Genomic DNA, 23,908 nt, shown 5'->3' with positions numbered 1-23,908 from the left:
CGTCCGACTCGCAGTCGAACTGCCGACAGATCGTCGGCCTCCGGGACCGCACGTCGGGGGAGGATTACAGCCATGTTCCGCGTGCTCGACGTGTCCGCCGCCGTGCCGACCACACCGCTGGACCCCGCCACCGTCGTCGACGGCGAACCCGAGGCCGGGTCCCGCGCGCTGGCCGCGGTCGCGGGTGTCGAGGTCGGGGTGTGGGAGATGAGCCCCGGCACGGCCACCGACGTGGAGGTCGACGAGGTGTTCGTCGTCCTCTCCGGATCGGCCACCGTCAGCTTCGAGGACGGCGAGCGCGTCGACCTCGGCCCCGGCACCGTCGTCCGCCTGCGTGCGGGCGAGCACACCACCTGGGTCGTCCACGAGACCCTGCGCAAGATCTACGTCGCCTGAGGAGACCCATGACCGACACGATCCGCAACTACGTCGACGGCGAGCTCGTCGAGTCCACCACCAGCGAGTTCATCGACCTCGTCGACCCCACGACCGGGCAGACCGACGGCCGCTCGCCCGTCTCCACGGCGGAGGAGGTGGACCGCGCGTACGCCGCTGCAGCCCGCGCGTCGCAGACCTGGAAGCGGCTGACGCCCGGGCGCCGCCAGGGCCTCCTGCTCGACCTCGCGAGCGCGATCGCCGAGCGCCGCGACGAGATCAGCGAGGTGCAGGCGCGCGACACCGGTCAGCCGATCCGCTACATCGCCAGCGAGGAGGTCGACCAGGGCGTCGACCAGCTGCGCTTCTTCGCCGGCGCCGCCCGGCTGCTCGAGGGCAAGTCAGCGGGGGAGTACCTCGAGGGACACACCTCGAGCATCCGCCGCGAGCCCATCGGCGTGGTCGGGCAGGTGACGCCGTGGAACTACCCCTTCGCCATGGCGATCTGGAAGGTCGCACCGGCGCTGGCGGCCGGCAACGCGGTGGTGCTGAAGCCCAGCGACACCACGCCGCGCTCGACCGTGCTGCTCGCCGAGATCGCGGGGGAGGTCCTGCCCGCGGGCGTGCTCAACGTGGTCAACGGTGACGCCACCACCGGCCGCCACCTCGTCGAGCACCCGACGCCCGGCCTGGTCGCCATCACCGGCTCGGTCCGCGCCGGCATCGAGGTCGCCACGTCGGCTGCGAAGAACCTCAAGCGTGCCCACCTCGAGCTCGGCGGCAAGGCGCCGGTAGTGGTCGCGCCCGACGCCGACCTGCGCCGGGCGGCGGAGATGGTCGCGGCCGCGGCCTACTTCAACGCCGGCCAGGACTGCACCGCCGCGACGCGCGTGATCGTGCACCGCAGCGTCCACGACGAGCTCGTCGAGCTGCTGGTCAAGGAGGCCGAGGACACCAGGCCCGGCCCGCCGTCGGACGTCGAGGCGGACTACGGCCCGCTCAACAACGCCACCCACCTCGCCAAGGTGGAGGGGTACCTCGCCGGACTCCCCGACCACGCCACCGTCCGCACCGGCGGCAGCCGCCACGGCGAGACCGGCTACTTCTTCGCGCCGACGGTCGTCACCGGCGTGCACCAGGACGACCGCGTCGTGCAGGAGGAGGTCTTCGGTCCCGTCCTCACCGTGCAGGCGTACGACGACGAGGCCGAGGCGGTGCGGATGGCCAACGGCGTCCCCTACGGACTCGCCGGCAGCGTGTGGACGCGCGACCACGGCACCGCCGACCGGCTCACCCGCGAGCTCGACTTCGGGTGCGTGTGGGTCAACACCCACATCCCGTTCGTCTCCGAGATGCCCCACGGCGGGTTCGGGGCCTCCGGCTACGGCAAGGACCTCTCGGGCTACGGCTTCGACGACTACACCCGCATCAAGCACGTGATGACCGCGCACTACTGACATCCTTGCGCCGTGCCCTCGCCGCGTCAGCTCGTCCAGCTCGTCGGCGGGTGCGTGGTGCTGGGGGTCGGCGTGGCGATGCTGCTGACCGCCGACCTCGGCTCCGACGGCTACTCGACCCTGGTCAACGGCATCGCGCTGGCCTCGGGGATGGGCTTCCTGCTCGCCAACACGCTGGTCAGCATCGCCTTCCTGGTCCTGGCCGCGGTGCGCCGGGTGTTCCCGGGCATCGGCACCGTCGTGCAGGTCGTGCTGGTCGGCGTTACCGTCGACGTCCTCCTCGGGGCGTGGGACGTCCCCGACGGCTGGCCCGCGCGCATCGTGCTGCTGGTGCTCGCCTTCCCGGTGCTCGCCGTCGGCATCGCCACCTACCTCGGCAGCCACACCGGCGCCGGTCCCGCCGAGGCGGCAGCGCTGGCGTACGACCCGCCGCTGCCGTTCCGGTGGAGCTACAGCGCCGTCCAGGGTGGCGGCGCCCTGGTCGGCTGGCTGCTCGGGGCGACCGTCGGCGTCGGCACGCTCGCGGTCATCGTCGCCCTCGGTCCGTGCGTCGACCTCGCCAGTCGGCTGCTGCGGCTCGACGTGCACCAAGCCCGTCCTCCGGGGTGAAGCAGGACCGGGGCACGCGGGGCAGCATCGGCCCCGTGACAGAAGTCCTCTCCGGAATCGACACGGTCGTCGTCGACCTCGACGGCACGCTGGTGGACTCCAACTACGTCCACGTCCTCGCGTGGCGCGAGGCCTTCCGCGACGTCGGGCTCGACATCGCCTCGCACCGCATCCACCGGCTCATCGGGATGGGCGGCGACCAGCTGGTCGAGCGCGTGGCGGGCGAGGCCGTCGAGCGCAACGTCGGTGACGAGGTACGCCGCCGCCACCAGGCCCACCTCACCGAGCGCGCGGGCCTCGTGTCGGCCACCGACGGCGCGAGCGAGCTCATCCAGCTCCTGCGCGACCGCGGGGTCCGGGTGGTGCTCGCGTCCTCGTCCGAGCAGGAGATCACCGACCGCTTCCTCGACCTGGTCGAGGGTGCCGCCGGCATGCTCACCGCGACGGTCAGCGGCGACGACGCGTCGCGGACCAAGCCGCACCCCGACCTGATCGAGGTGGCGCTGGAGGAGGTCGAGGCGGGCAGGGCGGTCGTCATCGGGGACACCGTGTGGGACGTCGAGGCGGCCACCGCCGCCCGCGTGCCCTGCATCGCGGTGCTCACCGGGGGCATTCCCGAGCGTGACCTGCGCGAGGCCGGCGCCGTGATGGTGTTCGAGACCCCGCACGAGCTGGCCGAGACGCTCCGCGACACCTGATTCGCCCGGGCGGGTGTGGCACCGCCGCGTCGTACCCGCCAGCATCGACGGTGGGCCGTGACCGAGCTTTCGGGGGTGAGATCCGGATGGAGCTGTTGCCGCAGAGCCGCGAGGCGCTCGACGAGTACCTCACGCCGGCGGGCGACGACCTCGAGGACCAGCTCAGCGTGATCGAGAGCTGGGCCGTCAGGACCGTCCCCGAGTGCGTCGCGATGAGCGTCACGCTGCTGGAGGAGGACCTGACCTTCACCTTCGTCAGGCAGGGGCCGACCGGCGACGACGCGCCGGCGCCGACGAGCGCCGCGCCGCCGGCCACGGGCTGGCACGCCCTCGACGAGGAGGGCTGGGCCGCGCTCGCGCGCCAGCAGGCCGCCGCCGGGATCGCCAGCACCGTCTCGCTCCCCGTGGTGCATCGCGACCGCGTGGTCCTCGGCATCGACCTCTACGCGTCCACTCCGCACGCCTTCGACGACCGGCTCGAGGACCTCTCCCGATCGCTGGGCGCCTGGCGCGACGGGGCGGTCACCAACGCCGACCTCGCCTTCGAGTCGCGTCGCCGCGCGGAGGAGGCGCCGCAGCGGCTGAAGGAGCGTCGTACGGTCGAGGTCGCGGTGGGGCTGCTCGCCGCCCGGCAGGGACTCGACATCGAGACGGCACGATCGGTGCTCCACTCCTGCGCCAGCCAGGCCGGCATCGCCGACGTGCAGGCCGCCCTCGTGCTGCTCGCGCTGCCCGGCCTGTAGCGGTTCCGCAGGTGACGCGCATGCCCCACCCCTGACGGGGTACCGGGGGGCCATGCACCGACCTCCCCCCACCGTCCTCCCGACCCGGGCCCTCCTCGTGGGCGTCCGGGAGGAGAGCGAGCTGGTCCTCCACGGCCTGCGGAGCATGCTCGCCCCCCACTCCGCCGCGGTCACCCTCGTCGGCCTGCGCGCCGACCAGCCGTCGCCGCCGTGCGACCTCACCCTCTTCGAGCCGGCCGCACCCCACCGCGCACCCGGACAGCCCCTCCGCGTGCCGGGCCGGATGGTCGCCTACAGCTGGGACTGCTCGCCCGGCGCGGTGTCCACGGCGATGTCGCGCGGCGCAGCCGGCTTCGTCAGCAAGTGGCTGCCCGCCCACCGGATGGTGCGCGACCTGCTGCAGATCGCCGACGGACGCGTGGTCATCGACGCCTGGACCGGCCGCAAGGTCGCGCAGAAGCCGGGCGAGGAGCGGTGGCCCCTGACGCAGCGCGAGACCGAGGTGCTCGCCTTCATCGCCGCCGGCCGCTCGAACCAGGACATCGTCGACGAGACCCTGCTGAGCATCAACTCGGTCAAGTCCTACATCCGCAGCGCCTACTCCAAGATCGGTGTCACGTCGCGCTCCCAGGCCGTCCTGTGGGCGGTCCGGCACGGCCTGCTGCTCTCCGCCGAGGCGGACGACGGCGGCCTGCGCCTCGTCGACCCCGTGCCCGTCGAGGCGGTCCGCCCGACGGCCTGACCGCGACTCCGGGCGGCTACACCCCCGCTGTCACCATGGGGGCATGGCCCGCACGACCGTTCCGGCCCGGAGCACCGACACCTGGCGCGACGCCGCGCTGGTGACCGGCGCGTTCGTCGCGCTGCTGTGGGTGCTGGAGATCGTCGACGCCGCGACCGGCCACCCCCTCGACGCGTACGGCGTCCAGCCCCGCAGCGAGGAGGGACTGGTCGGCGTGCTCGTGGCGCCGGTGCTGCACTTCGGCTTCGACCACCTGGTCAGCAACACCGTCCCGGTGGCCGTCCTGGGCTTCCTGGCGCTGGTCACCGGCCTCGCCCGCGGCCTGCTGGCCACGGCGATCATCTGGCTCGTCGGCGGGCTGGGCGTCTGGCTGTTCGCCGGCGCCCAGACCACCCACGCGGGCGCCTCGGTGCTGGTGTTCGGCTGGATCGTGTTCCTGGTCGTCCGCGGCTTCCTCACCGGCCGCCGGTCCGAGATCCTCATCGGGGTCGTGGTGTTCCTCCTCTACAGCGGCGCGCTGCTCGGGGTGCTCCCCGGCCAGCCGGGCGTCTCGTGGCAGGGCCACCTGTTCGGCGCGATCGGTGGCGCGGTCGCGGCCCGGATCACCAGCGGCCGGCGCCGCACGTCGTACGAATGACACCCCCCACCCCACCCACGGCAGGAGACACCATGCGCAGCGTCGGTCACGACACCTTCGGAGCACCCGAGGAGGTCCTCACCGAGCGGGAGGTCGAGACGCCGGTGGCGGGTCCCGGTCAGGTGCTGGTGCGCACGCTGCTGTCGCCGATCCACAACCACGACCTCGTCACCGTCGCCGGCAACTACGGCGTCAGGCCGGCGCTCCCGGCGGTGGGCGGCACCGAGGCCGTCGGCGTGGTCGAGGCCGTCGGCGAGGGCGCCGACGAGGCCCTCGTCGGCCGCAGGGTCGCGGTCGCCGGGTCGCCCGGCACGTGGGCGGAGCACTTCGTGGCCCCCGCCGGGGCCCTCGTCCCGGTCCCGGACGAGATGGCCGACGAGGCAGCCGCCCAGCTCATCTCGATGCCGTTCAGCGCGATCAGCCTCGTGGAGTTCCTCGAGGTCGGCGCCGGCGACTGGATCGTCCAGACCGCGGCCAACGGTGCCGTCGGCAAGATCGTGGCGGTCCTGGCGCGCTCGCGCGGCATCAACGTCGTCAACCTCGTCCGACGCGAGGCGGCCGTCGCGGAGCTCGCCGAGCTCGGGATCGACCACGCCATCGCCACCGAGTCCGAGGACTGGGTCGCTCAGGCGCGCGCCCTCGTGGGGGACGCCGGGGCTCGGGCGGCGGTCGACTCGGTCGGCGGCGACGTCGCCAACGGCCTCGCCGAGCTCCTCGGGGAGGACGGCCTGCTCGTCACCTTCGGTGCGGCCAGCAACCAGCCGCTGGTGATCAGCAGCGGGCCGGTCATCTTCAAGCAGCTCACCGTCAAGGGCTTCTGGGGCGCCAAGGTCAGCCGGACGACGTCGGCGCAGGACCGCGCCCGCATGTTCGGCGAGCTGATCGGGCTGGTGCTCGACGGCAGCCTGCCGCTCACCTCGGGCGGGACCTTCGGCCTCGACCAGCCCGCCGAGGCGGTCGCGGCCTCGCAGACGCCGGGCCGGACCGGGAAGATCATGTTCCGGCCGTGAGCCGGAGCACCCGCGCGGTCTCCGGCGCCATCACCGGCAGCGACACGCCCGCGGTGGCGAGGATCCGGCCGGGGAGCGCGTGCTCGCCGGCCGCCGCCCACCACGTCGTGAGGTCGGCGCCGTGCTGGTCGGCCGTGGCCGTCACGTCGGCGATGCGGTAGGTCCGCTCGGGGTCGAGCCCGGTCAGCCGCAGGGCGGCCGGGTGCTGGGTGGCGGGTGAGGCGACCGTCGCGACGACGTACCACGCCTCCGAGCGGTCGGCGGCGACGATGCCGGTGACCAGGACGGCGGGGTCGGCGTGGTCGGGGTGCACCAGCGTCCCGGTGGCGATGAGCGGGCGCACCTGCTTGTGCAGGTCGATCCACCGGCCGAGGGCCTCGAGGGTGAGCGGGTCGAGACCCGTCACGTCCCACTCGATGCCGAAGGAGTAGAGCAGCGCCGTGGCCGCGCGGTAGCCGAGGCGGTGCGCGCGCCCGGTGGTGTGCGCGACGGGGCCGCCGACGTGGGAGCCGATCAGCTCGGGCGGCACCAGCAGCGAGGTCCACCGCTGGATGCTCTGCCGCTCGAGGGCGTCGATCGTGTCGCTGGCCCAGATCCGGTCGGTGCGTTCGAGGATCGCGGCGTCGACGCGGGCGCCGCCGGAGGAGCAGGACTCGATCTCGACCTCGGGGTGGGCCGCGTGCAGCTCGTCGAGCAGCCGGTGGAGCGCGCGGGTCTGGCCGTGGACGGCGGGCCGGCCGCCGTGGGTGGCGTCGGTGAGGTCCCGGTTGTGGTCCCACTTGAGGTAGGCGATGTCGTAGGCGTCGAGCAGGGCGAGCAGTGCGTCGCGCACCTCGGCGTACGCCGCCTCGTCCTGCAGGTCGAGCACCTGCTGCTCGCGCCAGGACGCGGGCAGGTCCGCGTGGCCCCGCAGCACCCGCTCGGGGTGGCGGCGGGCGACCTCGGAGTCGAGGTTCACCATCTCCGGCTCGACCCACAGCCCGAACTGCATGCCGAGGCCGCGGACGTGGTCGACGAGCGGGCCGAGCCCCTCCGGCCAGACCTGCGGGTCGACGGTCCAGTCCCCGAGCCCGGCGTTGGCGTCGCGGCGGCCGAGGAACCACCCGTCGTCGAGGACGAACCGCTCGACGCCCGCGGAGGCGGCGACGTCGGCGAGGTGGGTGAGCCGGTCGAGGCGGTGGTCGAAGTAGACGGCCTCCCACGTGTTGGCGACCACGGGACGCTCGGTCCGTGACCGCGGGGTCCGGGCACGCAGGTGGGCGTGCAACCGGTGGCTCATCGGGTCGAGGCCCTCGACCGACCACGAGCCGAGCAGCCACGGGCCGGCGTAGGTCTCGCCGGGCTGGAGCGCCACCTCGCCCGGGGCGAGCAGCTCGCCCCCACCGAGGAGGCAGTCGCCCTCGGGGGTGCGCTCGGCGTACGTCATGTGGTCGCCGCTCCACGCGGTGTGCACGCCCCAGACCTCGCCGTGCGAGAAGCCGAAGCCCGGCGTCCCGGCGACCATGAGCAGGGTGGCGTCGTGTCCGGTGCGACCGTGGCGGCCGTCGCGGCGGTGCGTGCCCTGGACCCAGGGGTGGCGCTGCGGGGAGCGCTCCTTCGACCACCGTCCGGTCAGGTCGAGCAGCTCGCTGGCGTGCGGCCCGACCGGGAGCGCCGAGCGCACCGCGGCGAGGTGCAGCACCCCGTCGCGGGTGTTGGTCACCGACGTGCGCGCCCGCAGCAGGCCGGCGTCGCTGAGGAGGAGGTCGACGTCGACCGACCACCCGGCCTCGTCGTCGACGCCGGTGAGGCGCACGCCGGCGTCCGACCCGTCGTCGGCGGGCCTGCTCGACCACCGCGCGAGCCGGGGGAGCGCCGCCGCGTCGCCACCGACGCGGTGCCCCTCCAGTGCCGGCGTCCCGGTGAAGCCGCGGGTGACCTCGGGCACCAGCCCGGTGGTGCGCGGGTGGTCGTAGGCGGAGTGCGGCACGCCGGGCCGGCGCGCGGCTACCAGCTCGGCCAGCACCTCGGAGGAGGTGGTGCCCAGGGCGGCACCCCAGTGGACGAGGACGGGGACGCCCTCGGCGTCGGGCGCCACCACGACGCTCACCCCGCCCCGACCGAGGTGGACGGGGGCGAAGGCCTCAGTCGTCATGCGCCGCCACACCGGGGTCGCCCGCGTTGACCAGGACCAGCTCGTCGACGTGGTCGGACAGGATGCCGCTCGCCTGGGCCGACAGCCCGGCGTCGGTGACGAGCACCGAAGCCTCGGAGAGCGACGCCATGCTGCTGAGCCCGACCACGCCCCACTTGCTCGAGTCCGCGCACACGATCAGGCGGCGGGAGCGCTCGATCATCGCCCGGTTGGTCTCGGACTCGAGCAGGTTGGGGGTGCTGAACCCGGCCCGCACGTCCATCCCGTGCACCCCCATGAAGAAGGCGTCGACGTGCAGGCTGCGCAGCGAGGACACCGCGACCGGTCCGACGAGGGCGTCGGACGGGGTGCGGAGCCCGCCGGTGAGCAGCACCGACGTCGTGCTGTCGCCGTGGCGGTGCAGCACGTCGGCGACCCACACGGAGTTGGTGACGACGGTGAGGTTGGGGATCCGGGTCAGGTGCTCGGTGAGGGCGTGGGTCGTGGTGCCGGCCGAGACCGCGATGGCCATCCCGGCGTGCACGAAGCCGGCGGCGCGGGCGGCGATCGCCTCCTTCTCCCTGCGGCGCTGCACCGACTTGGCGGCGAAGCCCGGCTCCGAGGAGGACGGTTCGGCGACCGCGAGGGCCCCGCCGTGCACCTTCTCGAGCAGGCCCTCGCGGTGCAGGGCCACGAGGTCGCGGCGCACGGTCATGTCCGAGACGCCGAGCAGGTCGACGAGGTCCGTGACGCGCACGGTGCCACCTCGGCTCAGCTCGGCCAGGATGAGGCTCCGCCGCTGCGCCGCCAGCATCAGGCCCCCTGCTCCCGCACCACGGCCACCCCGCCGGCCGGGACCACGAGGTCTCCGTCGACGGCGCGGTCAGCGACCAGGTCGTGGCCGCGCACCGGGACCGCGGCGTCGGCCTCGCCGTGGTTGACGACGAAGAGCCACGACGCGTCGTCGCCCACCCGTCGCGTCACCTCGACGTCGGGGCCGGCACCCGGCAGCCGCTCGACCCCCGACTCGGCGACGAGGCGCTCGACGAGGCGGTCGGTGCCGTCCGGCCCCAGCCGCGTGGCGACGTACCAGGCGGCGCCGGAGCCGACGTCGCGGCGCGTCACCGCGGGCAGGCCGCGCGCGGGCCCGTCAGCGTAGGTGGCCACCGCGGTGGCGCCGGCCAGCTCCAGGTCCTCCGACCAGGTGTCGGCGTCGAGGCCGCCGTCGCCCAGGCCGTCCACCCGCACCACCTGGCCGGCGTTCAGCGGCAGGAACTCCGTGCTGCGCACGCCCAGCAGGTCGCGGAGGGCACCCGGGTAGCCGCCGAGGCGGACGTGGTCGTGGGGGTCGACGATGCCGCTGAAGTAGGTGACGACGACGGTCGCGCCACGCTCGGCTGCGGCCGCCACGGCGGCAGCCGCCTCGTCGGTGACGAGGTAGAGCGTCGGCACGACGACGAGGTCGTACGCCGACAGGTCGGCGCTCGGGTGCACCACGTCGACGCCGACGCCGAGCGCGGTCAGCGCGCGGTGGAAGTCCTCGGCCCGGTCGCGGTAGCGCACGTCGATGCTCGGGTGCGAGTCGAGCTCGCAGCCCCACCACGCCTCCCAGTCGAAGAGGATCGCCGTCTGGTTCCGCGGTGCGCTCCCGGCGACCTCCTCGATCGCGTCCAGGACGCCGGAGAGCTCGCACACCTCGCGCCAGAGCCGGGTGTCGGTGCCGGCGTGCGGCATCAGCCCGGAGTGGAACTTCTCCGCACCGGCGCGCGACGCGCGCCACTGGAAGAACAGCACCGCGTCGGCGCCGCGGGCGACGTGGGCCAGGCTCGAGCGGGCCATCTCGCCCGGTCGCTTGGCGATGTTGCGCGGCTGCCAGTTCACCGCGCTCGTGGAGTGCTCCATCAGCAGCCACGGCCGGCCGCCGGCGGTGCCGCGCGTCAGGTCGGCGCTGAACGCGAGCTCGTGGTGCGAGTGGGGGTCCTCGGCCATGAGGTAGTGGTCGTTCGACACCACGTCGAGCTCGCGGCCCCACCGGAGGTAGTCCATCTCGAAGGTGTGCCGCATGACCATGAAGTTGGTGGTCACCGGGACGCCGGGGGAGACCTCGTGCAGCACGTCGCGCTCGGCGACGAAGTTGTCGAGGAGCTGGTCGGAGGAGAATCGCAGGAAGTCCAGCTGCTGCGTGGGGTTGGCCCACGCCGGGGCGACGCGCGGCGGCAGGACCTGGTCGAAGTCGCCGTAGCGCTGGGACCAGAACGCGGTGCCCCAGGCGTGGTTGAGGCGGTCGACGTCGTCGTCGTAGCGCCGCCGGAGCCAGTCACGGAACGCCGCCGCGCTGACGTCGCAGTAGCACCGCGCGTTGTGGCACCCGAGCTCGTTGGAGACGTGCCACAGGGCCAGGGCGGGGTGGTCTGCGTAGCGCTCACCGAGTGCGCGGCACAGGGCCAGCGCGTGCTCGCGGTAGACCGGCGAGCTCGGGCAGAAACCCTGCCGTGCACCCGGCCACAGCGTGCGACCGTCCTGGGTGACGGGGAGCATCTCGGGGTGCCGGTGGGTCAGCCACGGCGGCGGGGACGCGGTGGCGGTCGCGAGGTCGACACGGACGCCGGCCGCGTGCAGCTCGTCCATCTGCTCGTCGAGCCACCCGAACTCCCACTGGTCGGGAGCGGGCTGCAGGAAAGCCCACGAGAACACCCCCAGGGTGACCAGGTCGACCCCGGCCTCGCCCATCGCCCGGCGGTCCTCCTCCTGGACCTCGCGGGGCCACTGCTCAGGGTTGTAGTCGCCGCCGAAGGCGAGCGCGGGCAGAGGAGTCGGCATGCCAGAACTGTGACGAGCATCGCACCACAAGTCAACGGAACGACGGTGACTTTGTTTGTTTTCTGTGGACTTTCGATCGAGATATCGACATCCTGAGGGTTGACGGGGCTGTGTCGGCCGTCACATGCTGTCGTTCCCTGTTTGATTCTGTGTCTTGGAGGCTCCCGTGTCCCGACCCCGTCCCACCGGTGCCCTGGGCGGCACCTCCGTGCCCCGGTCCGCTCTCGTGACCATGGCCGCCACGCGCCGCACGATCCTGCGCGGCGCCGCCCTCTCCGGCCTCGCCGTGGGCGGGGCCAGCCTGCTCGCCGCCTGTGGCGGCGACTCCGGCGGGGGCTCGGGGTCCGGCTCGGGCACGGTGAAGTTCGGCATCAACGAGGCCGAGGGCGTCGGCGCGGCGCACGACCGCCTCGCGGCCATCGCCAAGGCGTACGAGAAGGAGTCGGGCAACACCGTCGCGCTCAACGCGGTGGACCACAACACCTTCCAGGAGAGCATCAACACCTACCTCCAGGGCACGCCGGACGACGTGTTCACCTGGTTCGCCGGCTTCCGGATGGCGCAGTTCGCCGAGAACGGCCTGATCTCCGACCTGAGCGACCAGTGGCCCATCGACGGCCTGAACGACTCGTTCAAGGAGGCCTCGACCGCCGCCGACGGCAAGCAGTACTTCGTGCCGATCAGCTACTACCCGTGGGCGGTCTTCTACCGGAAGTCGGTCTTCGAGAAGAACGGCTGGGAGGCCCCCACCACCAACGACGACTTCATGGCGCTGATGGACGACATGCAGGGCAAGGGGATCACGCCGTTCGCCTTCGGCGACAAGGACGGCTGGCCCGCCATGGGCACCTTCGACATCCTCAACATGCGCCTCAACGGGTTCGACTTCCACATGAGCCTGATGAAGGGCGAGGAGGCGTGGGACGGCGACGAGGTCAAGCTCGTCTTCGACACCTGGCGCCAGCTGCTGCCGTACCACCAGGAGGACCCGCTGGGGCGCACCTGGCAGGAGGCAGCGACATCCATGGGCAAGGGCGAGTGCGGGATGTACCTCCTCGGCACCTTCGTGGTGGACGCGCTCGGCGAGAACGGCGAGGACCTCGACTTCTTCACCTTCCCTGAGCTCGACTCCTCCATCGGCTCCGACGCCCTGGACGCCCCCATCGACGGCTTCTGCGTCGCGGCCGCGGGCAAGAACCAGGAGGGTGGCAAGGCGATGGCGAAGTGGCTCGGCAGCGCGGCCGCCGCCGACGCGGGCAACGAGGCGGCCGACGCGCCGTTCATCGCGGCCAACGAGGGCGCCAGCACGTCGACGTACAGCGACCTGCAGAAGAAGTCCGCGGAGGTCGTCGGCGCCGCGTCGAACATCGCGCAGTTCATGGACCGCGACACCAACGCCGACTTCGCCAGCACGGTGATGATCCCCTCGATCCAGGAGTTCCTGAAGAACCCCGACGACATCGACGGGGTCACGGCCAGCATCCAGGAGCAGGCCGCCTCCATCTTCGGCTGAGCCATGGCACACATCGACGAGGCGCCGCGGCAGGTTGCTGCCGCGGCGCCGAAGCAGGGCCGGGAGAAGCGCCGGTCGGCCCGCGACCGCCTCACGGTGGTCCTCATGGTCACGGTGCCGCTCGTGCTCGTGCTGGCCCTCGTGTGGTTGCCGGCCCTGGGGTCCGTGGCGCTGTCCTTCGGCCGGTGGAACGGCTTCGGCGACCTCGACACGATCGAGTGGGTCGGCCTCCAGAACTACCGCGACATCGCCACGATCTACCCGCCGTTCTGGCCGGCGATCCAGCACAACCTGATCTGGCTGGCGTTCCTGTTCCTGGTCCCGACCCCGCTCGGGATCCTCTTCGCGGTGGTGCTCGACCGCGAGATGCGCGGCAGCCGGTTCTACCAGACCGCGTTCTACATGCCGGTCGTGCTGTCGCTGGCCCTCATCGGGTTCATCTGGCAGCTCTTCTACTCCCGCGACCAGGGCCTGGTGAACGACCTCTTCGGCACCCAGGTGGACTGGTACGGCGATCCCGACATCAACCTGTGGGCGGTCCTGGTCGCGACGTCGTGGCGCCACACCGGCTACATCATGCTCATCTACCTGGCCGGGCTGAAGGGTGTCGACGCGAGCCTGCGGGAGGCCGCGGCCGTCGACGGCGCCGGCGAGGTGCGGACCTTCTTCAACGTGATCTTCCCGGTGATGCGGCCCATCAACATGATCGTGGTCGTCATCGTCGTCATCGAGTCGCTGCGCGCGTTCGACCTGGTCTGGGTGATCAACAAGGGCCGCAACGGCCTCGAGGTGATCGGCGCGCTGGTCGCGCAGAACGTCATCGGCGAGGCGACGCGCTACGGCTTCGGCTCCGCGCTCGCGGTGATCATGATGGTCATCTCGTCGGTGTTCATCACCATCTACCTGCGCACCGTGTTCCGTGAGGAGCGTCGAGGATGACGTACGAGACCCCTGTCGCCGCGCCGAGCGTCCGGACCGAGCGGACCGCCCCGCGCCAGGAGGGCGGTGGCGTGGCGCTCGGCCGCCGGCGCGGGACCATCGCCACGGTGGTGATGGCGCTGCTCGCGCTGGTCTGGCTGTTCCCGCTGCTCTGGGCGCTCGTCAACTCCTTCCGGGAGTACGACTACACCCAGGCCAACGGCTACCTCTCCTTCGGCGGGTGGACGCTCGACAACTACGAGGAGGCGTGGACGCGGGCGAACTTCGGGCTGCACATGAAGAACTCGCTGCTCGTCACCATCCCCGCCGTCCTGCTGACGCTGTGGCTCTCCTCGATGGTCGCGTTCGTGCTGGCCCGGTTCAGCTACCGCTTCAACCTGACGCTGCTCGGGGTCTTCCTCGCCGCCAACCTGCTGCCGCCCCAGGCGCTCCTCATCCCGGTCTTCCGGATGTTCCGCGAGATCCCGCTGCCGTACTTCCTGAGCGACTCCGGGTCCATGCTCAACAGCTTCTGGGCGCTCATCCTGGTCAACACGGCCTTCCAGATGGGCTTCTGCACCTTCGTGCTCAGCAACTACATGAAGACGCTGCCCTACGAGATCTACGAGTCGGCCGAGCTCGACGGCGCCAGCGTGTGGCGGCAGTACTGGCAGCTCACCATGCCGCTGGTCCGCCCGGCCCTCGCGGCGCTCGCCACGCTCCAGGTCACCTGGGTGTACAACGAGTTCTTCTGGGCGACCGTGCTCATCCAGCAGGGCGACAAGCTGCCGGTGACGTCCGCGCTGAACAACCTGCGCGGACAGTTCTTCACCGACACCAACCTCGTCGCGGCCGGCTCGATCATCGTCGCGCTGCCGGTGCTCGTGGTCTTCTTCGCCCTCCAGAAGCAGTTCGTCGCTGGCCTGACGCTGGGCTCCACCAAGGGGTAGCGCAGATCTTCCTCGTCGGTTGAGGTGCGAGCGCAGCGAGCCTCGAAACCACGATGTCCCAGATGGGCGCGGTCGAGCACACTGGTCCTGTGCTGTTTGGCGCCTCCGCTTCGCTCCGGCGCGTGTCACCGGTCGATGACGTCCGGTTCGGGCTGGCCGCCGGTTGAGCAGCGAGCGCAGCGAGCGTGTCGAAACCAAGGTTCTCGCGAGTCCTCGGTTTCGACACGGGCGCAGGGCGCCCTGCTCAACCAGCGGAGATCATGTTGCGAGCATCACGTACCCGCGGGTAACAATCTCCGGACGGGAGTCGCGGCGCGCTCCTAGCCTGCTCGCATGCGTGCACTCGTCCTCGCCCTGGCCCTGCTCGTCCCCGCCCTGTCCGCCTGCTCCGGTGGCGACGCGTCGGCGTCCGAGCAGGACGGCGCCGTCCGGGAGGTGGCCCAGCAGGAGGACGAGGCGACCGCTGCCTGGCGGGCCGCCGTGGCGGACGAGCTCGGCACCGACGCCTTCGACTTCGCCGCGCTGCAGGCCAACGCGGCCGTGGACTGCCAGCGCACCGACGCGGCCGCGTGGGGCGTGCACCTCGCGCTCAGCGGCGACACCGCCACCTCGGCGCTGACCCGCATCGGCCTGGAGCACGCGTGCAGCGACGTGGTGCCCGCCTTCGACAAGGGCGTCACCGCCGTCGAGGGTGCGGCCGACCCGCTGGACCTCGTCTGCGGCCCGGGCGCCGACCTCTCCTCCGAGGACGCCCTCAAGGCCGAGATCGTCTGCGCCAACCGCTGACTCCAGCTCCCTCTACTGCGGCTCGGTCCGACCACGCTTCCTCAGCGGGCGCGTCGCGGGCCCCTCGAGCACCTCGCCGCCGGGGGCGAACCGCGAGCCGTGGAGCGGGCAGTCCCACGTCTGCTCGGCGTCGTTCCAGGAGAGCAGTCCGCCGAGGTGGGTGCACACGCCCACCACGCCGCAGTCGTACCCGGTCGGGGTCGTGCCGGCGCCCGGGAGCCGGTCGACCGCGGCCTTCGCCGCGCGCGCCGCGGCTGCCACGCCGACCCCGAGGTTGACGCGGGCGAGCTCGGCGGCACCCATGGCCCGCGGGGTGCGCCCGGCCAGCACCGCCGCCCAGGACGGCACGTCGCCGAGGAGGTCGGAGGAGATGGTGCGGGCCGCGGCGACCGCGTTGGCCATGCCCCACTTCTCGTAGCCGGTCGCGACGTGCACGCGGCCCTCGCCACCGGGCAGGCGCCCGACGAAGGGCACCCCGTCGTAGCTGCTGTAGTCCTGCGCCGACCAGCGGTGGGTCTCGGCGGCACCGGGGAACCACCGTGCGGTCCACGCGCGCAACTCCTCGACGTGGGCGCTCTCGGAGCGGGTGCGGCCGACCACGTGGCCGCTGCCGCCGATGACGAGGTGACCACCGGGTGCGTCACGCACCGACCGGGAGTCGGAGCCGGCGGAGAGGTACATGCCGTCGAGCGCCCCGGACCACTGGTACGCCAGGGCGTAGGACCGCTGGGGCTCGACCTTGGCGAAGTGGAGCCCGCGGTCGAGGATCGATGCGCCGGTCGCCACCACGACGTGGCGCGCGCGCAGCTCGTGCCCGTCCTCCAGGGTCACGACCGGCTCGCCGGACTTCGACACCGACCGGACCCGGGCGCCCTGGGTGAGGGTGCCGCCGTGGCGGCGCACCTCCGCGACGAGCGCGGCGAGCACCTCCATCGAGTCGATCTGTGCCTGCTCCTCCAGCACGGTCGCCCCGACGTGGGGGAACGGCACGTCGAGCCGGTCGAGCCACCGGACCTCGAGCCCGAGGGACGCGGCGGCGCGGTGCTCCTCCTGCACGCTGGAGCGCTCGGGGTCGTCCGCGGCGTACGTCACGGCGCGTCGGCGCTGGTAGGCGACGTCGTGCTCGTCGCAGAAGCGGAGCAGCCACTCCATGCCCTCGCGGTTGGCCTCGACGTAGGCGCGTCCCACCTCGGCGGTCTGGTGGCGCAGGATCCGGGAGAGGTGGGTGCCCTGCAGCAACGACACCTTGCCGGTGGTGTTGCCGGTGGTCACGGCGCCGACCGTGCGGGCCTCGACGACCGCCACGTCCTGCCCGGCCCGGGCCAGGAGCAGGGCGGTGGTGAGCCCGGTCAGCCCGGCGCCGACGACGAGGACGTCGGGCGTCCGGTCGGGGAGCGCGTCGTCCGCGACGGCGGGGGCGCCGTCGAGCCAGAGCGAGGTCACGCGTCGGTCGCCTCGTCGTCCTGGTCCTCGACGGGGTCGCCCGCCAGGTCGGTCTCCGGGTTCGGTGCGTTGACCGGGTCCGTGTCGAGATGGGTCTGCGGGTCGGCCTGGGTGTCGGGGGCCTGGGTGTCGGGGGCCTGGGTGTCGGGGGCGTTGTCGCCGGACGAGCTCATGGGGTCCTCCTCGGGGTCGGCGTCCTCGTACCCATCCCCTCCCCGTCCATGAGCCGCGTCGCAGCGTCGCGCATGCGCCACACCCTCCTGGGGTACCACGACCTCGCAGCAGGGGTCCGCCGGGGACGTCCTCCCGTACGCCGTGCGAGGACGTCCCCGGCGCTCGGCGCATCGCGGTCCGCCAGCGGGGTACCGGTGCGGATGCCCGATCTCTCCTGCCTCGTGCTCTCGTGCACGCTCAAGCCCTCGCCCGCCGAGTCCAGCTCCGACCTGCTCGGCTCGCAGGTCCTTGCCGCCCTCGAGGAACGCGGAGTCCCCGGGGTGATGCAGCGCGTCGTCGACCACGACGTCCGCTTCGGCGTGAGCACGGACGAGGGCGACGGGGACGCCTGGCCGTCGATCCGCGAGAAGATGCTCGCCGCAGACGTCCTGGTGCTGGTCACGCCGATCTGGATGGGCCAGCCGTCCTCGGTCTGCAAGATGGTGCTGGAGCGGCTCGACGCCGAGCTCTCCGAGACCGACGACGAGGGACGCCCGCTGGTGTTCGGCAAGGTCGCCGCGATCGGTGTCGTCGGCAACGAGGACGGCGCTCACCACGTGACCGCCGAGCTCGCCCAGGCCCTGTCCGACGTGGGCTTCACGCTCCCGGCGCAGGCAGCGACGTACTGGGTGGGCGAGGCCATGCAGGCCGTCGACTACCGGGACCTCGACACCACCCCGGAGAAGACCGCCGGCACCACCGAGGTGCTCGCGCGCAACGCAGCGCACCTCGCCGGCCTCCTCGCCGGGTCGCCGTACCCGCCCGGCTGACCGCGGCACCCACGCCCCGCCGGGTGTGGCAGGTACGGCGAGGGAGGCGCACCATCGAGGCTTCGCCCGCACCGACTCGAAGGACGCCATGGAGCTTCTGCCGCAGAGCAGGGAGGCGCTGGACGAGTACGTCACGACGGCGGTCGACGACGTCGAGGTGCTGCTGAGGGTGATCGAGGGCTGGGCCGTGCGCACGGTGCCCGAGTGCGTCGCGCTCAGCGTGACGCTGCTCGACGACGACCTCACCTTCACCCTCGTCGACGACACGGCGACGACGCGTCCCGCCGACGAGGGCGGGCAGGCGTCGGCGGACGCGACCGGCGACGCCCATGCGCTGGACGAGGGCGAGTGGGCGGAGATGGCCCGCGAGCGCGCGTTCGCGGGGATCCTCAGCACCGTGTCGCTCCCGGTGGTCGAGCACGGCCGGGCGGTGCTCACGATCGACCTCTACGCGTCCACGCCGCACGCCTTCCACGACCGCATCGAGGGCCTCGTCGACGCCCTCGGCGGGTGGCAGGCGGGAGCGGTGACCAACGCGGACCTGGGCTTCGAGACCCTGCGACGCGCGGAGGCGGCACCTGAGCGGCTGCGGGAACAGCGGGTGCTCGACGTCGCCATCGGCGTCGTCGCGGCCCGGCTGGGGCTCACCACGAGCGACGCTGACGAGCTGCTGACCCGGGCGGCCGAGCGCGCGGGCGTGAGCGCGGTGCAGGCGGCCACGGTGGCGCAGGCGCTGCTCGCCTGACGCCGCGCATGGTGGCTGCAGCCGGGGGTACGTGGCCGGTCATGGACCTGCGCCCGGAGACCGCGTCGTGACCCGCTTCGGCTACTTCCTCTCCTGCGAGGAGTACGCCCCCGACCAGCTGCTGGACCAGGCCCGCCGCGCCGAGGAGGCGGGGTTCGACGCGCTGTGGATCAGCGACCACTTCCACCCGTGGACCGACGCGCAGGGTCAGTCGCCCTTCGTCTGGTCGATGATCGGCGCGATCGCGCAGGTGTGCGACCTGCCCGTCACGACGGCCGTCACCTGCCCGACCGTCCGCACCCACCCGGCGATCGTGGCCCAGGCCGCCGCCACGTCCGCGGTGCTGCTCGGCGAGGGCCGGTTCACGCTCGGCGTCGGCACCGGCGAGGCGCTCAACGAGCACGTCCTCGGTGACGCCTGGCCGCGCACCGAGAAGCGCCTGGAGATGCTCGAGGAGGCCGTGGAGGTCATCCGCCGGCTCTGGGAGGGCGACGTGGTGTCGCACGAGGGCCGGCACTACCAGGTCGACACCGCACGGATCTACACGCGCCCGGAGACCCCGCCCCCGATCTACATGAGCGCGTTCGGCCCCAAGGCCCTCGACGTGGCGTGCCGCATCGCCGACGGCTTCATCACCACCCAGCCGGACGCCGACTCGGTGACGACCTTCCGCGAGGCGAAGGGCGCCGACGCCCCGGCCCAGGCCGGCTTCAAGGTCGCCTGGGGGCCCACCCGCGACGAGGCCATCGACGCGGCGTACGAGCTGTGGCCCAACGCGGGGGTCCCCGGGGAGCTCAGCCAGGTGCTGCCGAACCCGCAGCACTTCGAGCAGGCCGCCGAGCTCGTCACCCGGGAGGCGTTCGCCGAGAACGGCGCCTTCGGACCGGACGTCGCCGAGCACGTCGAGGCCTACGCGCCGTTCGTCGAGGCCGGCTTCACCGAGGTGTACGTCGCCAACATGGGGCCGCACTACGCCGACATGCTGGCCATCTACGGGTCCGACGTGCTGCCTGAGCTGCGGCGTCGGACCCAGCGGTCGACCTAGCCCTCCGCGTCCTCGTCGTACTCAGGGTCACCCTGCACGTCCGCCGGGCGCGCCTCGTGGCCCTCGCGCCCGTCGCGGGTGCGCCGCAGCTCCTTCATCTCGGCCTCGAAGACGTGCCGGCGCCCGCCCATCAGCTCGTCCAGCGCCCGCTGGTGCAGGCCCTTGGCGCGGGCGTAGAACCCGTCGTCGAACTCGTCGACCATCTGGAACGACCACATGCCCGGGAGCGGGTTGGCTCCCAGGGCGTCGCGGTCGAGCGCGTCGGCGAGGTCGTCGTGGCCGGCCTCGCGCACCATCGAGGTCGCCTCCTCCAGGGTGTTCTCGGCGCTGCCCATGAGCCGGTGGAAGGCATAGAGGTGACCGCGTGCGTCCTCGATGTGGTCGAGCGCGGCGGAGAGCTTGCCGACGGCCTCGACCGTCTCGTCGGTGACGCCGTCGGGGCGGGTGTGCTGCTGCGTGGGGTGGTCGTCCATGGGCCCACCCTGACAAGCCGCGGGCGGGTGCCACCACGCTCCAACGGGCGGGCTACGGCTGGGTCGAGGGCAGCCGGCGGTCCCGGACGATCTGGGCCGCCAGGTCGCGGATCCTGCGGTTGTCGTGCGACGCGATGCGACGCAGCACGTTGAACGCGGTGTCCTCGTCGATGCCGTACCGCTCCATCACCATCCCGAGCGCCTGGCCGATGACGGTCCGTGACTCCAGCGCCGCGGCGAGCTGCTCGTCGTGGAGGGAACGGGCGAGGGCGACGGCACACATCGCGGCGATGGTCTGGCCGTGCAGCAGGTCCTCGTCGTCGAAGGCGGCGGGCTCGGTCGAGTAGACGTTGAGAGCGCCCCGTGAATCGTCGGGACGGGTGAACAGGCGGAAGCTCAGGCTCGACCGGATCCCGAGCTCGGAGACCATCGCACGGCCCCAGTCCGGCCACCGGGTGTCGGTGGCGAGGTCGTCGACCAGCACCGTCGCGTGGTGCCGGATCGCGTCGTAGCAGGGACCCTGTCCCGCGCGGTACTGCGACTCGTCGAGCTCGCGGAGCTTCTCGTTGGAGGCCGCCGGGGTGTGGATGCCCTGTCGGTCGACCAGCGAGACACCGACGAAGTCGCAGGACCCGAAGAACTCCGGCGTGATCGCCACGATCGTCTCGAGCGTGTGCGGCGGGTCCTCCTGCGCGTTGAGCTCGCGCACGGCATCGGCGAGCTGGCGCTCGAACCCCTCGGTCGTCATCGGCCCAGCCTCCTTCGTCCGTCACGGAGCGAAGAGCCGAGACTCGGGGGTCGGCGGTGCGGGCCGCATGGGTGGTGCCTCTACCCGTCACCGTCCCACGCCCGCACTCAGAGGGCAACCTATGCGTCATCGCCGTCCACGAGCTCGCGCACCAGCTCGCCGAGGCAGAGCCGGGTCGCCTCGGCGACGACCTCGGAGGGGTCCCCGGGCAGGCAGGCGTGCAGGGATCGGGTGGCTGCCGCGGTGGCGACGGCGAGGTGCACCGTGCCGGCGGGGCAGTCCTCGTCGGGGCCGGGCCCGCCCACCCCGGTGATGCCCAGCGCCACGTCAGCGCGGAGGAGCCGTCGTACGCCCTCGGCCATCTCGCGGGCGCACAGGTCGGTGACCACGGGCCCGGGGGTGACGCCGAGGACGCGGAACTTCACGTCCTCGTCGTACGCCACGACCGCGCCGCGGTACCACTGCGAGGCCTGCTCGCCCCGGCCCAGCATGGACGACACGCGTCCTGCGGTCAGGGACTCCGCGACGGCGACGCGGTGTCCTCCCTCCTTGGCCAGCTTCGCCACCAGCTCGGCGAGCTCCTCCTCGGACTGCAGGTCCTCCGTCCCGGTCGACGGTCGTGTGGTCATGGCACCTCCTCCGTGCGCTGCCACGTCCCCTCTTCGCCGCCGCCGCATGCGTCGGTGTCGCGCACGCATGCTCGGGGCGCAGCGGGGCACTTTGTCGGCATGTACGCGACCAAGGAGGTCTCCGGGTGAAGGCAGTGACGTGGCAGGGCAGGCAGGACATGCAGGTGGTGGAGGTCCCCGACCCCGTCATCGAGGAGCCGACGGACGTCGTCGTCGAGATCACGTCCACGGGACTGTGCGGCTCGGACCTGCACCTGTACGACCCGCTGACGCCGTTCATGACGGCCGGGGACGTGGTCGGCCACGAGCCGATGGGCATCGTGCGCGAGGTCGGCTCCGCCGTGCAGACCTTGCAGGCCGGCGACCGCGTGGTGGTGCCGTTCAACATCAGCTGCGGCTCGTGCTGGATGTGCGACCGCGGCCTGTTCAGCCAGTGCGAGACCACGCAGAACCGGGACAGCGGCACCGGCGCCAGCCTGTTCGGCTACAGCAAGCTCTACGGCCAGGTGCCGGGCGGGCAGGCCGAGCTGCTCCGCGTCCCGTTCGGTGACGCCCTCCCGATCAAGGTTCCGCACGGTGCGCCCGACGACCGATTCCTCTTCCTCTCCGACGTGCTGCCGACCGCGTGGCAGGCGGTGGAGTACGCCGACGTCGAGGACGGCGGCACCCTGCTGGTCATCGGCGCCGGGCCCATCGGCGACATGGCCACCCGGATCGGGCTGCACCGCGGCCTGAAGGTGATCACCGTCGACTCCGTCCGCGAGCGCCTGGCCCGGGTCCACGGCCGGGGCGCCGAGACGATCGACCACACGGAGGTCGACGGCATCGGCGACCGGGTCCGCGAGCTGACCGACGGCCGCGGCGCCGACGCGGTCATCGACGCCGTCGGCATGGAGGCCCACGGCTCCCCGGTGGCCGAGGCCGCCCAGAAGGCGCTCGCGCTGCTGCCCAAGAAGGTGCAGGAGAAGATGATGCTCAACGTCGGCTCGGACCGGCTGGCCGCCCTGATGAGCGGCATCGACGCGGTCCGCCGCGGTGGCACGATCAGCATCTCCGGCGTGTACGGCGCCCCGACCGACCCGCTCCCGATGTTCCAGCTGTTCGACAAGCAGGTGCAGATCCGGATGGGTCAGGCCAACGTGCACCGGTGGAGCGACGACATCCTCGCGCTCCTCGACCAGGAGGAGGACGTCCTCGGCGTCGAGTCCTTCGCCACCCACCACCTGCCGCTCGACGACGCCCCCGAGGCCTACCGGAAGTTCCGCGACAAGGAGGACGGCATGGTGAAGGTGGTGTTCACGCCGTGAGGATGCCCAAGCCGCGTGGCGGCCTGAGCGAGTGGACGGTCGCCCGGCTGGGCGCCTCGGCGTCGGAGCACAGCCTGGGACCCGCGCCCGCCGCGGACTCCCGGGAGGACGAGGCCGTCGCGCTGTGGACGCTCCACGAGCTGTCCTACCGCGGCTTCGAGGACGCCACCGACGACGGCGAGTGGGACCCCGAGGTGCTGGTCGTCCGGCACCGCCTCGAGTCCGCCCTCGAGGAGCGCCTGCGGGCGCGCTGGCCGGGCGCGGACCCCGACCCCGCCGACGTGCCCGCGGCGCTGGAGACGGTCGTGTCGGAGGACGACGGCCCCTCGCTCGCCGACCACGTGCGCCGTCGCGCCACCGCCGACGAGGTCCTCGAGCTGCTGCGGCAGCGCTCGATCTACCACCTCAAGGAGTCCGACCCGGTCGCGTGGGTCGTGCCGCGCCTGCCCGTGCGGGCCAAGGCCGCCCTCATGGAGCTCCAGTACGACGAGTACGGCGACGGCGACCCCAACCGGCTGCACCACCACCTCTTCGCCCGCGGGATGGACGCCGTCGGCCTCCGCTCCGAGTACGGCGCCTACGTCGACGACGCGTTGCCCGAGACCCTCGAGCTCAACAACGCCGTCTCCCTGTTCGGCCTGCACCGCCGCCTGCGCGGTGCGGCGATGGGCCACCTCGCGGCGTTCGAGATGACCAGCTCGCTGCCCTCACGGAAGATGGTGCAGGGGCTCGATCGGCTGGGTCTCGCCGGAGCCATGTCCGCCTACTACGACGAGCACGTGGAGGCCGACGCCATCCACGAGCACCTCGCCGCGCAGGACATCTGCGGCACGCTGGCCGAGGACGAGCCCGACCAGGCGGCGGACATCCTGTTCGGTGCGTGGACGTGCCTCGACCTCGAGGCGCGGTTCGCCACGGCGCTGCTCGAGCAGTGGGACGCGGGAGCATGAGCGCCGAGCAGGACGCGGAGCGCGAGTTCGCCCACCCGGACATCGTCATCCAGCCGCACGGCCCGATGCTGGTGCGGGGGGCCGAGGCGGTCCGTGACGAGTCGGGCACCGTGCACCGCGTGGAGCGCCCGGTCGTCGCGCTGTGCCGGTGCGACAAGTCCAGCCGGCTGCCCTGGTGCGACGGCACCCACAAGGTGATCCCCCGCTAGGGCGG

The 23,908-nt window shown here is 72.6% G+C and carries 26 protein-coding genes; 18 read left to right on the top strand and 8 right to left on the bottom strand.

Going from position 1 to position 23,908, the window contains the following annotated elements; all coding sequences use genetic code 11:
* The first annotated feature begins 72 nt into the window (after positions 1-72).
* From Q9S36_RS21850 to Q9S36_RS21815, 8 genes are all read left to right on the top strand, one after another.
* Positions 73-396 carry a cupin domain-containing protein gene (locus Q9S36_RS21850; RefSeq protein WP_311286961.1) on the top strand — a complete coding sequence of 108 codons (324 nt, stop codon included), beginning with the start codon at positions 73-75 and terminating at the stop codon, positions 394-396.
* Between the two features lie 8 nt (positions 397-404).
* Entirely contained in the window at positions 405-1,832 is a 1,428-nt protein-coding gene (locus Q9S36_RS21845; RefSeq protein ID WP_311286960.1) for a gamma-aminobutyraldehyde dehydrogenase, read from the top strand.
* 12 nt (positions 1,833-1,844) lie between these two features.
* Entirely contained in the window at positions 1,845-2,441 is a 597-nt protein-coding gene (locus Q9S36_RS21840) for a hypothetical protein (protein WP_311286959.1), read from the top strand.
* Positions 2,442-2,476: 35 nt separating this feature from the next.
* Positions 2,477-3,139 carry an HAD family hydrolase gene (locus Q9S36_RS21835; RefSeq protein WP_311286958.1) on the top strand — a complete coding sequence of 221 codons (663 nt, stop codon included), beginning with the start codon at positions 2,477-2,479 and terminating at the stop codon, positions 3,137-3,139.
* Between the two features lie 86 nt (positions 3,140-3,225).
* Entirely contained in the window at positions 3,226-3,882 is a 657-nt protein-coding gene (locus tag Q9S36_RS21830) for an ANTAR domain-containing protein (protein WP_311286957.1), read from the top strand.
* Positions 3,883-3,934: 52 nt separating this feature from the next.
* On the top strand, positions 3,935-4,624 hold the full coding sequence (locus Q9S36_RS21825) for a response regulator transcription factor (RefSeq protein WP_311286956.1): 690 nt from the start codon (positions 3,935-3,937) through the stop codon (positions 4,622-4,624).
* Positions 4,625-4,667: 43 nt separating this feature from the next.
* The gene (locus Q9S36_RS21820) at positions 4,668-5,261 is read left to right on the top strand and encodes a rhomboid family intramembrane serine protease (RefSeq protein ID WP_311286955.1); all 594 of its coding nucleotides are present in this window, start codon (positions 4,668-4,670) and stop codon (positions 5,259-5,261) included.
* A gap of 32 nt (positions 5,262-5,293) precedes the next feature.
* Positions 5,294-6,271: a zinc-binding dehydrogenase gene (locus Q9S36_RS21815; RefSeq protein WP_311286954.1), complete on the top strand. Its 978-nt coding sequence runs from the start codon at positions 5,294-5,296 to the stop codon at positions 6,269-6,271.
* Here Q9S36_RS21815 and Q9S36_RS21810 read toward each other — a convergent pair.
* From Q9S36_RS21810 to Q9S36_RS21800, 3 genes are read right to left on the bottom strand one after another with little or no spacing between them, the layout of a single operon-like run.
* On the bottom strand, positions 6,255-8,405 hold the full coding sequence (locus Q9S36_RS21810) for an alpha-galactosidase (protein WP_311286953.1): 2,151 nt from the start codon (positions 8,403-8,405) through the stop codon (positions 6,255-6,257). The two genes, Q9S36_RS21815 and Q9S36_RS21810, sit on opposite strands and share 17 nt — an antisense overlap.
* On the bottom strand, positions 8,395-9,198 hold the full coding sequence (locus Q9S36_RS21805; protein ID WP_311286952.1) for a DeoR/GlpR family DNA-binding transcription regulator: 804 nt from the start codon (positions 9,196-9,198) through the stop codon (positions 8,395-8,397). The genes Q9S36_RS21810 and Q9S36_RS21805 overlap by 11 nt, the downstream gene beginning before the upstream one ends.
* On the bottom strand, positions 9,198-11,204 hold the full coding sequence (locus tag Q9S36_RS21800; protein WP_311286951.1) for a beta-galactosidase: 2,007 nt from the start codon (positions 11,202-11,204) through the stop codon (positions 9,198-9,200). Before Q9S36_RS21800 ends, Q9S36_RS21805 begins: the two co-directional genes overlap by 1 nt.
* Positions 11,205-11,370: 166 nt before the next feature.
* Between Q9S36_RS21800 and Q9S36_RS21795 the strand changes: the two genes are divergently transcribed.
* The 4 genes from Q9S36_RS21795 (at position 11,371) to Q9S36_RS21780 (ending at position 15,371) form a co-directional block, all read left to right on the top strand.
* Positions 11,371-12,717, top strand: coding sequence for an ABC transporter substrate-binding protein (locus Q9S36_RS21795; protein WP_311286950.1), 1,347 nt, complete (start codon positions 11,371-11,373; stop codon positions 12,715-12,717).
* 3 nt (positions 12,718-12,720) lie between these two features.
* Positions 12,721-13,656, top strand: a complete 936-nt coding sequence (locus Q9S36_RS21790) for a sugar ABC transporter permease (RefSeq protein ID WP_311286949.1) — start codon at positions 12,721-12,723, stop codon at positions 13,654-13,656.
* The gene (locus Q9S36_RS21785) at positions 13,653-14,585 is read left to right on the top strand and encodes a carbohydrate ABC transporter permease (RefSeq protein ID WP_311286948.1); all 933 of its coding nucleotides are present in this window, start codon (positions 13,653-13,655) and stop codon (positions 14,583-14,585) included. Before Q9S36_RS21790 ends, Q9S36_RS21785 begins: the two co-directional genes overlap by 4 nt.
* Before the next feature lie 333 nt (positions 14,586-14,918).
* Positions 14,919-15,371, top strand: a complete 453-nt coding sequence (locus tag Q9S36_RS21780) for a hypothetical protein (RefSeq protein WP_311286947.1) — start codon at positions 14,919-14,921, stop codon at positions 15,369-15,371.
* A 12-nt stretch (positions 15,372-15,383) separates the two neighbouring features.
* On the opposite strand, the gene Q9S36_RS21775 is transcribed toward Q9S36_RS21780, so the two are convergent.
* Positions 15,384-16,814, bottom strand: a complete 1,431-nt coding sequence (locus tag Q9S36_RS21775) for an FAD-dependent oxidoreductase (protein ID WP_311286946.1) — start codon at positions 16,812-16,814, stop codon at positions 15,384-15,386.
* The gene (locus Q9S36_RS21770) at positions 16,811-16,987 is read right to left on the bottom strand and encodes a hypothetical protein (RefSeq protein WP_311286945.1); all 177 of its coding nucleotides are present in this window, start codon (positions 16,985-16,987) and stop codon (positions 16,811-16,813) included. The genes Q9S36_RS21775 and Q9S36_RS21770 overlap by 4 nt, the downstream gene beginning before the upstream one ends.
* Before the next feature lie 201 nt (positions 16,988-17,188).
* Here Q9S36_RS21770 and Q9S36_RS21765 point away from each other — a divergent pair, with 201 nt between their 5' ends.
* The 3 genes from Q9S36_RS21765 to Q9S36_RS21755 all read left to right on the top strand — a co-directional run bounded on the left by Q9S36_RS21765 (position 17,189) and on the right by Q9S36_RS21755 (position 19,587).
* The gene (locus Q9S36_RS21765; protein WP_311286944.1) at positions 17,189-17,797 is read left to right on the top strand and encodes an NAD(P)H-dependent oxidoreductase; all 609 of its coding nucleotides are present in this window, start codon (positions 17,189-17,191) and stop codon (positions 17,795-17,797) included.
* Positions 17,798-17,885: 88 nt separating this feature from the next.
* Complete coding sequence (locus Q9S36_RS21760; protein ID WP_311286943.1) at positions 17,886-18,542, top strand: hypothetical protein; 657 nt, start codon at positions 17,886-17,888, stop codon at positions 18,540-18,542.
* A gap of 67 nt (positions 18,543-18,609) precedes the next feature.
* Positions 18,610-19,587, top strand: coding sequence for a TIGR03557 family F420-dependent LLM class oxidoreductase (locus tag Q9S36_RS21755; RefSeq protein ID WP_311286942.1), 978 nt, complete (start codon positions 18,610-18,612; stop codon positions 19,585-19,587).
* Here Q9S36_RS21755 and Q9S36_RS21750 read toward each other — a convergent pair.
* The 3 genes from Q9S36_RS21750 to Q9S36_RS21740 form a co-directional block, all read right to left on the bottom strand.
* Entirely contained in the window at positions 19,584-20,060 is a 477-nt protein-coding gene (locus Q9S36_RS21750; RefSeq protein ID WP_311286941.1) for a hypothetical protein, read from the bottom strand. The genes Q9S36_RS21755 and Q9S36_RS21750 overlap by 4 nt on opposite strands.
* Before the next feature lie 52 nt (positions 20,061-20,112).
* Positions 20,113-20,808: an ANTAR domain-containing protein gene (locus Q9S36_RS21745; RefSeq protein WP_311286940.1), complete on the bottom strand. Its 696-nt coding sequence runs from the start codon at positions 20,806-20,808 to the stop codon at positions 20,113-20,115.
* Between the two features lie 119 nt (positions 20,809-20,927).
* Positions 20,928-21,437 carry a CinA family protein gene (locus Q9S36_RS21740; protein ID WP_311286939.1) on the bottom strand — a complete coding sequence of 170 codons (510 nt, stop codon included), beginning with the start codon at positions 21,435-21,437 and terminating at the stop codon, positions 20,928-20,930.
* A gap of 125 nt (positions 21,438-21,562) precedes the next feature.
* Here Q9S36_RS21740 and Q9S36_RS21735 point away from each other — a divergent pair, with 125 nt between their 5' ends.
* Genes Q9S36_RS21735 through Q9S36_RS21725 form a run of 3 tightly spaced genes read left to right on the top strand, consistent with a single transcriptional unit; the run spans position 21,563 to position 23,903 of the window.
* Positions 21,563-22,744: an alcohol dehydrogenase catalytic domain-containing protein gene (locus Q9S36_RS21735; protein ID WP_311286938.1), complete on the top strand. Its 1,182-nt coding sequence runs from the start codon at positions 21,563-21,565 to the stop codon at positions 22,742-22,744.
* 2 nt (positions 22,745-22,746) lie between these two features.
* A complete protein-coding gene (locus Q9S36_RS21730) occupies positions 22,747-23,694 on the top strand; it encodes an iron-containing redox enzyme family protein (RefSeq protein WP_311286937.1) in 948 nt (315 codons plus the stop codon).
* Positions 23,691-23,903: a CDGSH iron-sulfur domain-containing protein gene (locus tag Q9S36_RS21725; protein ID WP_311286936.1), complete on the top strand. Its 213-nt coding sequence runs from the start codon at positions 23,691-23,693 to the stop codon at positions 23,901-23,903. Before Q9S36_RS21730 ends, Q9S36_RS21725 begins: the two co-directional genes overlap by 4 nt.
* The last annotated feature ends 5 nt before the right edge of the window (positions 23,904-23,908 follow it).

It is taken from the genome of Microbacterium sp. ARD31, assembly GCF_031844425.1.
The sequence above is the reverse complement of the archived record's forward strand: the minus strand, read 5'-3'. Positions and strand labels throughout refer to the sequence as shown.